Raw genomic sequence first — 14,644 nt, forward strand, 5'->3', positions numbered from 1 at the left:
TGACGCTTTTTCACGACATCTTATCAGACCGGATGTTTCCGGCGCGTGTCGCGCTGGAGTTATTGAGCCGAATTTCATCTGTTTCAATGCGTGGGGATGACGCAGTGCGGCAAACTGGTGGCACGACAAAGTGGGGTCGCGGGCGCACTGGGAAGCGATGACGCTGCGCGTCACGCTGGCGGGATGACGCAAGCGTCACCCGGGGATAATGCTGCGCGACGACGCTTCGCGTCACGCAGGCGTGGGGATGATGCTGCGCATCACCCCGGCATAGATCACTGGCATAAATCCCAGCGATCAGAAAAATTGATTGGCGCAACCCCTTGTGCCACGGTTACCTTCCGCTGGTCCAGCCAAGCAAAAAAGCTTGGCCATCGAGGAACATCTTCCATGCCACAGCGTAACGACACGGCCATATGGTCCGGCCTGTTCCGGATTTCGGCGGAATCGGGCCAGACCCTGCAGGCGCAGATCCGCCAGGCGATCGTCGCCGCCATCCTCGACCGGCAGATCGCCGCTTCGATGCCGCTTCCGTCCTGCCGCATCCTGGCCGAAAAGCTCGGCGTCGCGCGCGGCACCGTGGTGCTGGCGTTCCAGCAACTGGTCGACCAGGGTTTCCTGGTGGCGCGCGAACGGCGCGGGCATTTCGTCAATCCGGATGTGCTGGCCACCCCCGCCAAACCGCACCAGAAGGCGCCGGACCAGCAGAACGAGATCGACTGGAAGGCGCGCCGGCAGATCGCCGCCAGCGACATGCCGCCGCCGGCCAAGCACGACAACTGGATCAAGTCGTCCTACCCCTTCGTCTACGGCCAGTTCGACCCGGCGCTGTTCCCGACCGCCGAATGGCGCGAGTGCAACCGCATGGCGCTGGCGGTGCTCGAGATCCGCAACTGGGCCTCCGATATGGTCGACCGCGACGATCCATTGCTGATCGAGCAGATCCAGGCGCGGCTCTTGCCGCGGCGCGGCATTTTCGCCAATCCGGACGAGATCATTGTGACGCTCGGCGCGCAGAACGCGCTCTATATGCTGGCGACGCTGCTGATGACCAAGGGCTCGAAGGTGGCGATGGAAGACCCGGGCTATCCCGACGCACGCTCGATCTTCCGGCTTGCGGGCGCCGACATCCAGCCGGTTCCGGTCGACCAGTCCGGCATCGTAACCTCTTCCATTCCCAATGATTCCGGCTTTGTCTTCGTGACGCCCAGCCACCATTGCCCGACCATGGTGCCGCTGTCGGCGGAGCGCCGGCAGGATCTTCTGGCGCGCGCCAACCGCCACAACCAGATCATCATCGAGGACGGCTATGACAGCCAGCTCCTCGACGAGGCGCCGCAGCAGGCGCTGAAGAGCCTGGATCGTTCCGGCCGCGTCATCTATGTCGGCTCGATGTCGAAGACGCTGGCTCCAGGCCTGCGGCTTGGCTACATCGTGGCTTCGGCTGGACTAATCTCTGAGCTCAGGGCGCTGCGCCGCTTCATGCTGCGGCATCCGCCGGCCAACAACCAGCGCGCAGTCGCGCTGTTCCTGTCGCTCGGCCACCACGAGGCGCTGGTGCGGCGGCTGTCGTCGGCCTTCGACGAGCGCCGTAAGCGTCTGGTCCATGCGATTTCCGCATTCCTGCCGGAATGGCGCTCGACCGATTCAGCCGGCGGCACATCGCTCTGGCTCGAGGGGCCGCGCGGTACGGATGCGCGGGGTTTGGCCGAGGCCGCGGCGTCGCGCAGCGTCATCATCGAGCCCGGCGACCGCTTCTTCGACCGCACCGAAAAGCCGTCGCGTTTCATGCGCTTGGGCATTTCCTCTATCGCCCTGCAGCATATCGAGCCGGGCATCCGCGAACTCGCGACCGCGGCCGGACGCAGGCCGGCAGCTGCCTGATCTCCCAGTGCCGGGGCGTTGAACAGCCCCGGCCACCGGCATCTTCCCTAGCATCGCTCTTTAGCGCCTTGGCATATGCGACGGGGCCCGCTGGCCCATAGGCTGTGCCAATGCCGGCGGCATAGTCGGCTGACAAAGGGGACGAAGCAGGCCGACGGTGGACCAATCACCGCGTCCGGTTTCGCAAGCTAAAGGTGGAGTGCCTCCCATGTCAGTGGCTCTTGAGAAGCAGGATGCGGCCCTTAAAGATGCCGCAGCCGACCAGCGATCGCGGCGATCCGGCGGGCGCGAAGCGCGCCGCGCCATGCGGGCGGCGCCATTGGCCGACGACATCAGGCCGGTGCGGGCCGGCCTCGAAGGCGGCAGCTACGGCCCGCTCAAGCAAAACGACCAGGAGCGCATCCATGAAGCAGTGCTGACGCTGCTGGAGACCGTCGGCTTCGCCAATGCCATTCCCTCCTGCATCGAGGCGCTGACGAAAGCCGGTGCTATCTATGCCGATGACGGCCGCATCCGCTTCCCGCGCGGCCTGGTAATGGACACCATCAAGAAGGCAGCGCGGAATTTTACGCTGCACGGCCAGGATCCAAGGCATGACATGCTGATCCAGGGCAAACGCGTGCATTACGGCACCGCGGGTGCCGCTGTGCATCTGGTCGATGTCGAAAAGCGCGAATACCGCGAGTCGCTGGTGCAGGACATTTACGACGCCGCCCGCCTCGTCGAAGGGCTCGACAACATCCATTTCTTCCAGCGGCCGATGGTGCCGCGCGACATTCCGGATCCGCTCGAAATGGACTTCAACACGCTCTACGCCTGCGTGATGGGGACGTCGAAGCATGTCGGCACTTCGTTCACGGTGCGCGAGAACGTGCAGCCGGCGCTGGAAATGCTCTATGCGATCGCCGGCGGCGAGGAAAACTTTCGCGCACGGCCGTTCGTGTCGAACTCCAACTGCTTCGTCGTGCCACCGATGAAATTCGCCGAGGACGCCTGCGGCGTGCTCGAGGCCTGTGTCGACGGTGGCATTCCGATCCTTCTGCTATCGGCCGGTCAGGCCGGCGCCACCGCCCCGGCGGCGATTGCCGGCGCCGTCGTGCAAGCGGTCGCCGAAGTGCTGGTCGGTCTCGTCTATGTCAACGCCATCAAGCCGGGACACCCGGCGATCTTCGGCACCTGGCCATTCGTCTCCGACCTCCGGACCGGCGCCATGTCGGGCGGTTCGGCCGAGCAGGCGGTGCTGACTTCGGCCTGCGCACAGATGGCGCAATTCTATGACCTGCCGGGCGGCTCGGCCGCCGGCATGACAGATTCGAAACTGCCCGACATCCAGTCCGGCTATGAAAAGGGCATCACCGACGTGATGGCCGGTCTTGCCGGCCTCAACCTGGTCTATGAATCGGCCGGCATGCATGCCTCGCTGCTCGGCTTCTGCCTGGAGAGCCTGATCATCGACAACGACATGCTGGGTCACTGCCTGCGCTGCGTGCGCGGCATCGAGGTGACCGACGAAGCGCTGTCGATCGACACCATCACCGAGGTCTGCATGAACGGCCCGGGCCATTATCTCGGCAACGAGCAGACGCTGCGGCTGATGCAGACAGAGTATTTTTATCCGGCCGTCGGCGACCGCTTTTCGCCCAAGGAATGGAACGAGAAGGGCAGGCCCGACATCTTGCAGCGGGCGATCATCGAGAAGAAGCGCGTGCTTGCCGAGCGCTTCCCCCGCCATGTGCCGAAGCTGCTCGACGACAAATTGCGCGCCCGCTTCGGCGAGATGATCAAGCTGCCGCGTAGCGGCATGGGCGGGTAAGTCTCAGCTTACGAAATCAGTCCGCGCTTAGCCCAAAACGCTCGACGACCTCGGCGCTGATCAGCTTGCCGTGCAGCGCCATCAGCACGATCTGCGCATCGAGGCTGTCACCGGTCTCAAGCGCTGCCTCGATGCGGCGCTCTGCGTCCAGCCGTCGCTCCGGGCCGTTGGCCTGCTCGAACGTTTGTGGGCCTGCGATGCAATAGCCGAACAGTTGCGCCACGGACCGATAGGCGTCCGCCGGCGGCTCGTCCGGCCAATGGTCCTTCATCAGATTGACGATGGTGAGCTTGACGCCCTCCGGCACGAGGGCCGGGTGAAGGTCAGCATCGCGCAGCGCATTGTCGAGTTCCCTGAGGTCGCCCGAGCGGCCGAACATGCCGAGAAAACCGAGGGAAGAGCGCCGTTTCGTCATGATGGTCTCATCTCTGTGCAGGACGCCGCGAGATGACGTATCTGTAGGTCCGACCCAACCGATACAAGAGCGCCGCCAAGAGAAAAGGCGGCCTGCCCAATGGCAAGCCGCCTTTGATTTCACCGAGCCATGTGGCGCTCAGTGATTGTCCCTTGGCACGCCGCTGGTGTGGGCGACGTCCTGGTATTTCACCGCCGGCTTCAGCACCATTCCTTCGGAGAACTGGTCAACCATGCCGCGCTGGATCTCCTGCCACGGCGTCTGGTGCTGCGGATAGTGATAGCCGCCATTGCCCTGCATCGCCGCGCGCCGCGTGGCGATCTCTTCGTCACTGACGAGGATATTGGCCGTACCCTTCTTCAGGTCGATGCGAACGCGGTCGCCAGTCCTGAGCAGCGCAAGGCCACCGCCTATTGCGGCTTCCGGCGAGGCGTTGAGGATCGAGGGCGAGCCCGATGTGCCCGACTGGCGGCCATCGCCGATGCAGGCCAGCGCGTGGATGCCCTTCTTGATGAGGTAGGCCGGCGGCTGCATGTTGACGACCTCGGCGCCGCCGGGATAGCCGATGGGACCGGCGCCGCGCATGAACAGGATGGTATGCTCGTCGATGCCTTGCGCCGGATCGTCGATGCGGGCGTGATAATCCTCCGGCCCGTCGAAGACCATGGCGTTGCCCTCGAAGGCTTCCGGGTCCTTCGGATTGGACAGATAGCGCTCGCGGAACTCCGGCGAGATGCCGCTCATCTTCATGATCGCGGAATCGAACAGATTGCCGCTGAGGTTGATGAAGCCGGCGTTGGCCTTCAGCGGCTCGGCGACGGTGCGGATGACGTCGGTGTTCTCGTTGACCACCGCCTTGCAATTGTCGCCGATCGTCTTGCCGTTGACGGTCATCGCTTCGGGATAGGGCAGCAGCTTGGCCTTCATCAGCTCGGCCACCACCGCCGGCACACCGCCGGCGTGATGGTAGTCCTCGCCGAGATATTCGCCCGACGGCTGCAGATTGACGATGAGCGGCACATGGAGGCCTATCGCCTGCCAGTCGTCATTGGTGAGCGGCACGCCGAGATGGCGGGCAATGGCGTTGAGATGGATCGGCGCATTGGTCGAGCCGCCAATGGCCGAATTGACGACAATGGCGTTCTCGAAGGCCTTGCGGGTCATGATGTCGGACGGCTTCAAATCCTCATGCACCATCTCGACGATGCGCTTGCCGGTCTCATAGGAGATCTGGCCGCGCTCGCGGTAGGGCGCCGGAATGGCCGCCGAACCCGGCAATTGCATGCCTAGCGCCTCGGCCAGCGAATTCATCGTGGTGGCGGTGCCCATGGTGTTGCAGTAGCCGGTGGACGGTGCCGAGGAGGCGACAATGTCCATGAACTCGTCATAGTCGATCTCGCCGGCCGAGAGCCGCTGGCGCGATTCCCAGACGATGGTGCCCGATCCGGTGCGCTTGCCCTTGTGCCAGCCATTGAGCATCGGGCCGACCGACAGGGCGATAGCCGGAATGTTGACCGTGGCCGCCGCCATCAAAAGCGCGGGCGTGGTCTTGTCGCAACCGATGGTGAGCACGACGCCGTCGAGCGGATAGCCGTAGAGCACTTCTACGAGGCTCAGATAGGCGAGGTTGCGGTCAAGCGCTGCGGTCGGGCGCTTGCCGGTCTCCTGGATCGGATGGCAGGGAAATTCGAAGGGAATGCCGCCCATCGAGACGATGCCTTCGCGCACGCGCTTGGCGAGCTCGATATGGTGGCGGTTGCAGGGCGACAGATCGGAACCGGTCTGGGCGATGCCGATCAGCGGCTTGCCCGACATCAGCTCGGCCCGCGTCAGGCCGTAGTTCAGGTAGCGCTCGAGATAGAGCGCGGTCATGCCCGGATTGTCGGGATTGTCGAACCACTCCTGCGAGCGAAATTTCTTCTTCCTGGTGGGGGCGCCTGCCATCGTGGTCTCCGTATTTGTAAGACAAATCGATATGGCAACGCGCGGAAGCAGGCAAGAGGGCGCACCGTCGCAACCGGACTTTGGTGCGATAGACAGAGACCAGACCGTGCGTTAGGCCTTTAAACAGTCTGGTGCGGGAGGTTTTGATGGCTTTGGTGATCGAAGGCGAGGAACGCATTGCCGCATCCCTGCAGAAAGTGTGGGAAGCGCTGAACGATCCGGGCATTCTGAGGGAAAGCATTCCCGGTTGCCAAAGCCTGGAGATGAAATCGCCGACCGAAATGGCCGCGACCGTGGTGCTGAAGATCGGGCCGATCAAGGCGACGTTCAACGGCGAAGTGACGCTGAAGAACCTCAAGCCGCCGCACGCCTACACCATTCAGGGCGAAGGCAAGGGCGGCATTGCCGGCTTCGCCAAGGGTGGCGCCGATGTCACGCTGACGGCGGACGGGCCGCATGCGACGGTGCTCAAATACGCGGCCAAGGCCGATGTCGGCGGCAAGATCGCCCAGCTCGGCAGCAGGCTGATCGAATCGACCTCGAAGAAACTGGCCGGGCAATTTTTTTCGACGTTTGGCGAGAAGGTGGGCGGCTGAGCGTTCCCCTCCCCCCTTGAGGGGAGGGTGCCGCGCGAAGCGCGGCGGGTGGGGTCGCCTCAGCTGCCTCAACCTGAGTTGAGCTGCTTCAATCGGTGAAGAAATAGCGCCGAGCGCGTCACGGCGGACCCCACCCGGCCCTTCGGGCCACCCTCCCCTTGAGGGACCCTCAAGGGGAGGGATATCCGCGCTATTCGAACACGATGCTCGGCACCGCCGCTTCCGCCGCGCCGCGTTCTTCGTTGACCCGATCCCAGACCTTCGAAGCAATGTCGCGATAGATCTTCGCCTCGGGGCTATCGGGCTTCGACGCCACCACCGGTGAGCCTTCATCCGAGCTTTCGCGAATGCCCATTTCCAGCGGCACCTCGCCGAGGAAGGTCACGCCGAGGCGCTCTGCCTCGCGCCGCGCCCCGCCATGGCCAAAGATGTCGTACCGCTTGCCGGTATCGGGAGCGACGAAATAGCTCATGTTCTCGACGATGCCGAGCAGCGGCACGTCGACCTTCTTGAACATGTTCAAGCCCTTGCGGGCGTCGATCAGGGCCAGGTCTTGCGGCGTCGAGACGATGACGGCGCCGGCCAGCGGCACTTGCTGGGCCATGGTCAGCTGGGCATCGCCGGTGCCGGGCGGCATGTCGACGACGAGCACGTCGAGCCGGCCCCATTCGACCTCCCGCAGCATCTGCGTCAGCGCCGACATCACCATCGGGCCGCGCCAGATCATCGGCGTTTCCTCGTCGACGAGGAAGCCCATCGACATCACCTTGAGGCCGTAATTCTCCATCGGTTTCAAGATCTTGCCGTCAACCGTCTGCGGCCGGCCATGGATATTGAGCAGCCTTGGCATGGACGGCCCGTAAATGTCGGCATCTAGCACGCCGACGCGCAGACCATTGGCGGCGAGGCCGAGCGCGATGTTGACGGCGGTGGTCGACTTGCCGACGCCGCCCTTGCCGGAGGCCACCGCGATGATCGCCTCGATGCCCGGCACGCCACGCTTGCCCGAGCTTTGCGAGGCCGGGGCGTGCGGTGCGGGACGCGGCGCGGCTGGCGGAGCCGGCGGTGCCGGTCTGGGTACGGGACGCGCCGGAACCGGCGCCTCCATGCCACCGCCCTTCTTTTCCGCCGTCAGCGCCACGACTGCGCCGGCGACACCGGGAATCGCCTTGACAACACGCTCGGCGGCGGCGCGCAGCGGTTCCATCTCCTGCGCACGGGCGGCGGGAACGGTGATCGAGAAAAACACTTTTGAATCGGCGATGAAAATCTCCGAAACCATGCCGAGGTCGACGATATTGCCGGTGAAGTCCGGCCCATTGACCGTCTTCAGACGCTCGGTGACGATTTCCTTGGTAACGGACATCAGGTCTTCCTTATGCAAGCTTGCGCCTGAGATAGTGCAGTTTCCAGACAGAACCAAGCCGTGGAGCAACGGCCGGCCCGGTGTGCCCCGGAAAACGACCGAAGCTGTCGGATTTGCCTGATCGACGGTCGCCAACTATCCGGCGCGACCTATCTGAAGGAGCAGCAGGAGCACGACATCAAGGGAAGGAGACGGATCATGCTCGCAAACAGCAATGCAACGGCAAACCTGGCGGTGAAAGACCTGGCGAAGGCAAAAGCCTTCTACGAAGGGACGCTGGGCCTCAAGCAGGTGGACGACATGGGTGACGAACTGGTCGTCTACAAAAGCGGCGACACCGTCATCAACGTCTATCATTCCGAATTCGCCGGAACCAACAAGGCGACGGCGGTGACCTGGACGGTTGGCGATGAGATCGGCAGCGTCGTCAAATCGCTGAAATCGAAAGGCGTCGCCTTCGAGCACTATGAGATGCCCGGCCTTTCGCTCGAAGGCGATATCCATGTCGGCTACGGCATGAAGGTCGCCTGGTTCAAGGACCCGGACGGCAACATCCTGAACCTGGTGGACAAATAGGCGGCCAGGCGGCGCGGGCATGATCTGGCGCAAGCAAGCAGCGCCAGATAGCTTGCGTGCATGATCGACAAGCTGGAATTCTTCATCGCTCTGGCCAAGGAAGAGCATTTCGGTCGGGCCGCGGAAGTGTGTGGCGTGACCCAGCCGACGCTGTCGGCCGGGATAAAGCAGCTTGAGGGCCAGCTCGGCGTGATGCTGGTGCTGCGCGGCTCACGCTTCCAGGGGCTGACGCCGGAAGGCGAACAGGTGCTGGCGTGGGCGCGCCGCATCGTCGGCGACAGCCGCACCATGCGCGAGGAGATGCGGGCGGCGCGCCACGGCCTATCCGGGCGCATCCGTATCGCCGCCATCCCCACGGCTTTGGCCATGGTGGCGCGGCTGACGACGCCGTTTCGCGAAAAGCATCCGGGCGTCACCTTCTCGGTGCTGTCGCGGACCTCGATCGAGGTGCTGTCGCTGCTCGGCAATTTCGACATCGATGCCGGCATTACCTATCTCGACAACGAGCCGTTGGGGCGGGTGACCAGCGTGCCGCTTTATGACGAGCGCTACCAGCTGATCACGGCGGTCGGAAACCCCTATTCCGACCGCGACAAAGTGACATGGGCGGAAATCAGCCAATTGCCGCTCTGCCTTTTGACGCCGGACATGCAAAACCGCCGCATCATCGACCAGCACCTGGCGGAGGCCGGCGTGCAGGTACGACCGACCCTCGAATCCAACTCGATGATTGTGCTGTTCTCGCATATCCGTACTGGCAAGTGGTCGTCGATCATGCCGCTCAACCTCGCGGAAACATTCGGTTTTTCCGAGCCGATCCGGGCCATTCCGATCGTCGAGCCGGACGCCAGCCACACCGTCGGGCTGGTGGCGACGCCGCGCGAGCCGCATACGCCGCTGGTCCAGGCGCTGCTGGACGAGGCGATGGCGCTGGCAGACGATTTTCACACCCGTCGTTGAGCTAGACAGTGCGGGTTGGGCGAGCTTGATAGAAAATTTCTATCAAACAACGGATCAGCTTTATTGATTCCAGAGGTTTCCTCTGATTTTGTAAAGACTTAGCGATAGAAGCTATCGACCAGGGAGGGCGCTGCATGACGATGCAGCCTGCAAGTACCGAGATCGCATCGCGCATAGCGGCGATCGTCCAGGAGTTGAAGGACCTCGAAGGTCCATTGCTGCCGATCCTCCACGGCATCCAGGAAGAGTTCGGCCATGTGCCGCACGACGTGCTGCCGGTCATTGCCGATGGGCTGAACCTGTCGCGGGCCGAAGTGCACGGCGTCGTCACCTTCTACCATGATTTCCGCGCCAAGCCGGCCGGCCGGCACGTGCTCAAGCTCTGCCAGGCGGAAGCCTGCCAGTCGATGGGTTCGGATGCCGTCGCCGCCAAGATCAAGCAATTGCTCGGCATCGGTTTTCACGAGACCACCCGCGACGGATCGGTTACACTGGAGCCGGTCTATTGCCTCGGGCTTTGCGCCTGTTCGCCGTCGGCGATGCTGGATGGTGAGGTGATCGGGCGGCTCGATGACGAGAAGATCGAAGAGATCGTCGCGGAGGTACGCTCATGATCCCGCGCATCTACATTCCAGGTGACTCCGGCGCGCTGGCGCTCGGCGCCGAAAAGGTCGCCAAGGCGGTTCGCGCGGAGCTCGCCGAACGCGGCATCGAGGCCAAGATCGTGCGCAACGGCTCGCGCGGCGCCTATTTCCTCGAGCCCATGGTCGAGGTCGCGACTGAAAAGGGCCGCGTCGCTTACGGGCCGGTCAAGCCCTCAGACGTCAAGAGCCTCTTCGACAGCGGCTTTCTCACCGGCGGCCATCACAAGCGCTGGCTGGGTGCACCGGACAAGATCCCATTCCTGGCCAAGCAGACGCGCCTGACCTTCGCGCGTTGCGGCATCAACGACCCGCTGTCGCTCGACGCCTACAAGTCACTGGGCGGACTGAAGGGCCTGCAGAACGCGGTGGCTATGGCGCCGCTCGACATCGTCAAGCAGGTCACGGAATCGGGCTTGCGCGGTCGTGGCGGGGCTGGCTTCCCGACTGGCATCAAGTGGAAGACGGTGCTTGATACCGCCGGTGAGCGCAAGTACATCGTCTGCAACGCCGACGAAGGCGACAGCGCCACCTTCGCCGACCGCATGATCATGGAGGGCGACCCCTTCGTGCTCATCGAAGGCATGACGATTGCCGGCATCGCCACCGGCGCGACCAAGGGCTTCGTCTATATCCGCTCGGAATATCCGCATGCGGTGGCTGTCATGAACAAGGCTGTCGAGGTCGCCCGCAAGGCGGGCGTGCTCGGCGTCAACGTGCTGGGTTCGCCCAACGCCTTCGACATGGAAATCCGGGTCGGCGCCGGCGCCTATGTCTGCGGTGAGGAAACTTCGCTGCTGAACAGCCTTGAAGGCAAGCGCGGCGTGGTGCGCGCCAAGCCACCGCTGCCGGCGATCCAGGGATTGTTCGGCAAGCCGACGGTGATCAACAATGTCATCTCGCTGGCTTCCGTGCCGATCATCATGGACAAGGGTGCGGCCTTCTACAAGGATTTCGGCATGGGCCGCTCGCGCGGCACGATCCCGATCCAGATCGCCGGCAACGTCAAGTTCGGCGGCCTGTTCGAGGCGGCCTTCGGCATGACGCTGGGCGAAATCGTCGACGATATCGGCGGCGGTACGGCCACCGGTCGCCCGGTTAAGGCGGTGCAGGTCGGCGGCCCGCTCGGCGCCTATTTCCCGCGCGGCCTGTTCGACACGCCGTTCGATTACGAAGAGTTCGCGAAGCGCGACGGGCTGATCGGTCATGCCGGCATCACCGTGTTCGACGATACCGCCGACATGCTGAAGCAGGCGCGCTTCGCCATGGAGTTCTGCGCCATCGAAAGCTGCGGCAAGTGCACGCCCTGCCGCATCGGCTCGACACGCGGGGTGGAGACCATCGACAGGCTTGCCGCCGGCATCGAGCCGGAAAAGAACCTGGCTCTGGTCACCGATCTCTGCAACACGATGAAGTTCGGATCGCTCTGCGCGCTGGGCGGCTTCACGCCCTACCCGGTGATGAGTTCGATCACCCATTTCCCCGAAGATTTCAAGCCCGCTCCGGCGCGCGTGGCTGCTGAATAGGAGCTGGCAGATGAATATCAAGGCCGACTTCCCGACACTCATCGAAGAACTCGACTACGGAACCCCGGAATCGAAGGCGCAAAAGCAGGTCACGCTGATCGTCGACGGCCGCAGTATCAGCGTGCCGGAGGGTACGTCGATCATGCGCGCGGCGATGGAAGGCGGGGTCGAGATCCCAAAACTCTGCGCCACGGACATGCTGGACTCGTTCGGTTCCTGCCGCGTCTGCCTGGTCGAGATCGAAGGGCGCGGCGGTACGCCGGCATCCTGCACGACGCCGGTCGGCGAAGGCATGGTGGTGCGCACGCAATCCGAGCGGCTCGACGCCATCCGCCGCGGTGTCATGGAGCTTTACGTCTCCGACCATCCGACCGGCTGGAACGAGAAGGCCGGCACCGGCGCCAGCGAGTTCGACGTTGTGGCGAAGTCGGTCGGCCTGACCGAGAACCGTTTCGGCATCGAGGGCCGCAATCACGTCAAGCAGGAAAACGGCGTGGCGCCGGGCCATGGCTCGCTGGCGGTCGACTACATCGCCCGCGATGAGTCCAACCCTTATTTCACCTATGATCCGGCGCAATGTATCGTCTGCTCGCGCTGCGTGCGGGCCTGCGAGGAGGTGCAAGGCACCTTCGCGCTGACGATCGAGGGCCGCGGTTTCGAATCGCGCATGGTCGCCGGCATGCATGAGGATTTCATCGCCTCCGAATGCGTGTCATGCGGCGCCTGTGTGCAGGCCTGCCCGACCGATGCGCTGCGTGAAAAGACCGTGCTTGAGAAAGGCATGCCCGAGCGCTCCGCCGTCACCACCTGTGCCTATTGCGGCGTCGGCTGTTCTTTCAAGGCCGAAGTGAAGGGCGACGAAGTCATTCGCATGATGCCCTACAAGGACGGCAAGGCGAACCACGGCCACTCCTGCGTGAAGGGCCGTTTCGCCTATGGCTACGCGACCCACAAGGACCGCATCCTGTCGCCGATGATCCGGGAAAAGGTCAGCGATCCCTGGCGCGAGGTGAGTTGGGAAGAGGCGATCGCCTATACAGCCAAGGAATTCCGCCGTATCCAATATCAATACGGCCGCACCTCGATCGGCGGTATCACGTCCTCGCGCTGCACAAACGAGGAGACCTATCTGGTCCAGAAACTGGTGCGCCAGGGCTTCCGCAACAACAATGTCGACACCTGCGCCCGCGTCTGCCACTCGCCGACCGGCTACGGCCTCGGCCAGACCTATGGCACCTCGGCCGGCACCCAGGATTTCGATTCCGTCGAGTTCACCGATGTCGCCGTCATCATCGGCGCCAATCCGGTTTCCGCCCATCCTGTGTTTGCTTCACGGCTGAAGAAGCGGCTGCGCCAGGGCGCCAAGCTGATCGTGCTCGATCCGCGCCGTACCGAAATGGTCAAGTCGGCGCACGTCGAGGCCAACTACCACCTGCCGCTGAAGCCCGGCACCAACGTAGCGGTGCTGACGTCGCTCGCGCATGTCATCGTCACCGAAGGGCTTTTCGACGAAGCCTTCATCCGCGAACGCTGCGACTGGACGGAGTTCCAGGACTGGGCCTCCTTCGTCGCTTTGCCGGAGAACAGCCCCGAGACCGTCGGCAAGCTTTCCGGCGTCGACCCGGAGCTGATCCGGGGTGCTGCGCGGCTCTATGCCAAGGGCGGCAACGGCGCGATTTATTACGGCCTCGGCGTCACCGAACACAGCCAGGGCTCGACCACGGTTATGGCTATCGCCAACCTTGCCATGGCGACCGGCAATATCGGCCGCCCGGGCGTCGGCGTGAACCCGCTGCGTGGCCAGAACAATGTGCAGGGCTCGTGCGACATGGGCTCGTTCCCGCATGAACTGCCGGGCTACCGCCACATCTCCGGCGAGGCGGTGCGCGACATCTATGAGACTTTGTGGGGCGTGAAGCTCGACGACGAACCGGGCCTGCGCATCCCCAACATGCTGGATGCCGCTGTCGACGGCTCCTTCAAAGGCATCTACATCCAGGGCGAGGACATCCTGCAGTCCGACCCTGATACCAAGCATGTCGCGGCCGGCCTGGCGGCGATGGAATGCGTGGTCGTGCACGACCTGTTCCTCAACGAGACAGCGAACTACGCGCATGTCTTCCTGCCGGGCTCGACCTTCCTGGAGAAGGACGGCACCTTCACCAATGCCGAGCGCCGCATCAACATGGTGCGCAAGGTGCTGGAGCCGAAGGCGCGCTACGCCGACTGGGAAGCGACGCAGGAGCTTGCCCGTGCGATCGGGCTTGACTGGAACTACCAGCATCCCTCCGAGATCATGGACGAGATCGCCAAGACGACGCCAAGCTTCGCCGGCGTCTCCTTCGATCTGCTCGACCGTGTCGGATCGGTGCAATGGCCCTGCAACGAGAAGGCCCCGCTCGGCACGCCGATCATGCATATCGACAGCTTCGTGCGCGGCAAGGGCAAGTTCATCCGCACCGAATATGTGGCGACCGACGAGCGGACCGGGCCGCGTTTCCCGTTGCTGCTGACAACCGGCCGTATCCTGAGCCAGTACAATGTCGGTGCACAGACAAGGCGTACCGAAAACGTCATGTGGCACTCGGAAGACCGGCTGGAAATCCATCCGCACGATGCCGAGAACCGCGGCCTGCGCGATGGCGACTGGGTGCGGCTGACCAGCCGTTCGGGCGAGACGACGCTGCGTGCGCTGATTACCGACCGGGTGTCGCCGGGTGTGGTCTACACCACCTTCCATCATCCGGACACGCAGGCCAACGTCATCACCACCGACTTCTCGGACTGGGCGACCAATTGTCCGGAGTACAAGGTGACGGCAGTGCAGGTCGGCGCCTCCAACGGGCCTTCGGACTGGCAGCGCGACTATGACGAGCAGGCGCGCAACAGCCGCCGCATCGCTCCGCTACAGGCGGCGGAGTAG

11 protein-coding genes are annotated in these 14,644 nt (G+C 63.7%); 8 read left to right on the plus strand and 3 right to left on the minus strand.

The genetic code is table 11. The features are described 5' to 3' along the window. Positions 1–390: 390 nt before the first annotated feature. Together pdxR and H0241_RS05460 are read left to right on the plus strand one after the other, a co-directional pair. Positions 391–1,884, plus strand: a complete 1,494-nt coding sequence (gene pdxR / locus H0241_RS05455; protein WP_181056391.1) for a MocR-like pyridoxine biosynthesis transcription factor PdxR — start codon at positions 391–393, stop codon at positions 1,882–1,884. Positions 1,885–2,092: 208 nt separating this feature from the next. Continuing rightward, positions 2,093–3,697 carry a trimethylamine methyltransferase family protein gene (locus H0241_RS05460; RefSeq protein ID WP_181056392.1) on the plus strand — a complete coding sequence of 535 codons (1,605 nt, stop codon included), beginning with the start codon at positions 2,093–2,095 and terminating at the stop codon, positions 3,695–3,697. A 16-nt stretch (positions 3,698–3,713) separates the two neighbouring features. Here H0241_RS05460 and H0241_RS05465 read toward each other — a convergent pair whose 3' ends face one another. Together H0241_RS05465 and H0241_RS05470 are read right to left on the minus strand one after the other, a co-directional pair. Next, positions 3,714–4,112 (minus strand): hypothetical protein, encoded by a 399-nt coding sequence (locus tag H0241_RS05465; RefSeq protein ID WP_181056393.1) that lies wholly within the window; start codon positions 4,110–4,112, stop codon positions 3,714–3,716. Positions 4,113–4,250: 138 nt separating this feature from the next. Next, the gene (locus H0241_RS05470) at positions 4,251–6,056 is read right to left on the minus strand and encodes an IlvD/Edd family dehydratase (protein WP_181056394.1); all 1,806 of its coding nucleotides are present in this window, start codon (positions 6,054–6,056) and stop codon (positions 4,251–4,253) included. A gap of 146 nt (positions 6,057–6,202) precedes the next feature. Between H0241_RS05470 and H0241_RS05475 the strand changes: the two genes are divergently transcribed. Then, on the plus strand, positions 6,203–6,652 hold the full coding sequence (locus tag H0241_RS05475; RefSeq protein WP_181056395.1) for an SRPBCC family protein: 450 nt from the start codon (positions 6,203–6,205) through the stop codon (positions 6,650–6,652). A 190-nt stretch (positions 6,653–6,842) separates the two neighbouring features. On the opposite strand, the gene H0241_RS05480 is transcribed toward H0241_RS05475, so the two are convergent. Beyond that, entirely contained in the window at positions 6,843–8,021 is a 1,179-nt protein-coding gene (locus tag H0241_RS05480; RefSeq protein ID WP_235984150.1) for an Mrp/NBP35 family ATP-binding protein, read from the minus strand. Between the two features lie 195 nt (positions 8,022–8,216). Here H0241_RS05480 and H0241_RS05485 point away from each other — a divergent pair, with 195 nt between their 5' ends. The 5 genes from H0241_RS05485 to fdhF all read left to right on the plus strand — a co-directional run bounded on the left by H0241_RS05485 (position 8,217) and on the right by fdhF (position 14,644). Then, complete coding sequence (locus H0241_RS05485; protein ID WP_181056397.1) at positions 8,217–8,594, plus strand: VOC family protein; 378 nt, start codon at positions 8,217–8,219, stop codon at positions 8,592–8,594. A gap of 60 nt (positions 8,595–8,654) precedes the next feature. Next, positions 8,655–9,554, plus strand: a complete 900-nt coding sequence (locus H0241_RS05490; protein ID WP_181056398.1) for a LysR family transcriptional regulator — start codon at positions 8,655–8,657, stop codon at positions 9,552–9,554. A 134-nt stretch (positions 9,555–9,688) separates the two neighbouring features. Then, positions 9,689–10,168 (plus strand): formate dehydrogenase subunit gamma, encoded by a 480-nt coding sequence (locus H0241_RS05495; protein ID WP_181056399.1) that lies wholly within the window; start codon positions 9,689–9,691, stop codon positions 10,166–10,168. Continuing rightward, the gene (locus H0241_RS05500) at positions 10,165–11,721 is read left to right on the plus strand and encodes a formate dehydrogenase beta subunit (protein WP_181056400.1); all 1,557 of its coding nucleotides are present in this window, start codon (positions 10,165–10,167) and stop codon (positions 11,719–11,721) included. Before H0241_RS05495 ends, H0241_RS05500 begins: the two co-directional genes overlap by 4 nt. Before the next feature lie 10 nt (positions 11,722–11,731). Then, positions 11,732–14,644 carry a formate dehydrogenase subunit alpha gene (fdhF, locus tag H0241_RS05505; RefSeq protein ID WP_181056401.1) on the plus strand — a complete coding sequence of 971 codons (2,913 nt, stop codon included), beginning with the start codon at positions 11,732–11,734 and terminating at the stop codon, positions 14,642–14,644.

The organism is Mesorhizobium neociceri (assembly GCF_013520985.1).
In the GTDB taxonomy this organism is placed as follows: Bacteria; Pseudomonadota; Alphaproteobacteria; order Rhizobiales; family Rhizobiaceae; genus Mesorhizobium; species Mesorhizobium neociceri.

Bases quoted from the DNA above. Each gene is read 5' to 3' on its own strand.
- fdhF (WP_181056401.1), top strand. From the start codon at position 11,732: ATGAATATCAAGGCCGACTTCCCGACACTCATCGAAGAACTCGACTAC.
- H0241_RS05475 (WP_181056395.1), top strand. From the start codon at position 6,203: ATGGCTTTGGTGATCGAAGGCGAGGAACGCATTGCCGCATCCCTGCAG.
- H0241_RS05490 (WP_181056398.1), top strand. From the start codon at position 8,655: ATGATCGACAAGCTGGAATTCTTCATCGCTCTGGCCAAGGAAGAGCAT.
- H0241_RS05495 (WP_181056399.1), top strand. From the start codon at position 9,689: ATGACGATGCAGCCTGCAAGTACCGAGATCGCATCGCGCATAGCGGCG.
- H0241_RS05465 (WP_181056393.1), bottom strand. From the start codon at position 4,112: ATGACGAAACGGCGCTCTTCCCTCGGTTTTCTCGGCATGTTCGGCCGC.
- pdxR (WP_181056391.1), top strand. From the start codon at position 391: ATGCCACAGCGTAACGACACGGCCATATGGTCCGGCCTGTTCCGGATT.
- H0241_RS05470 (WP_181056394.1), bottom strand. From the start codon at position 6,056: ATGGCAGGCGCCCCCACCAGGAAGAAGAAATTTCGCTCGCAGGAGTGG.
- H0241_RS05485 (WP_181056397.1), top strand. From the start codon at position 8,217: ATGCTCGCAAACAGCAATGCAACGGCAAACCTGGCGGTGAAAGACCTG.
- H0241_RS05500 (WP_181056400.1), top strand. From the start codon at position 10,165: ATGATCCCGCGCATCTACATTCCAGGTGACTCCGGCGCGCTGGCGCTC.
- H0241_RS05460 (WP_181056392.1), top strand. From the start codon at position 2,093: ATGTCAGTGGCTCTTGAGAAGCAGGATGCGGCCCTTAAAGATGCCGCA.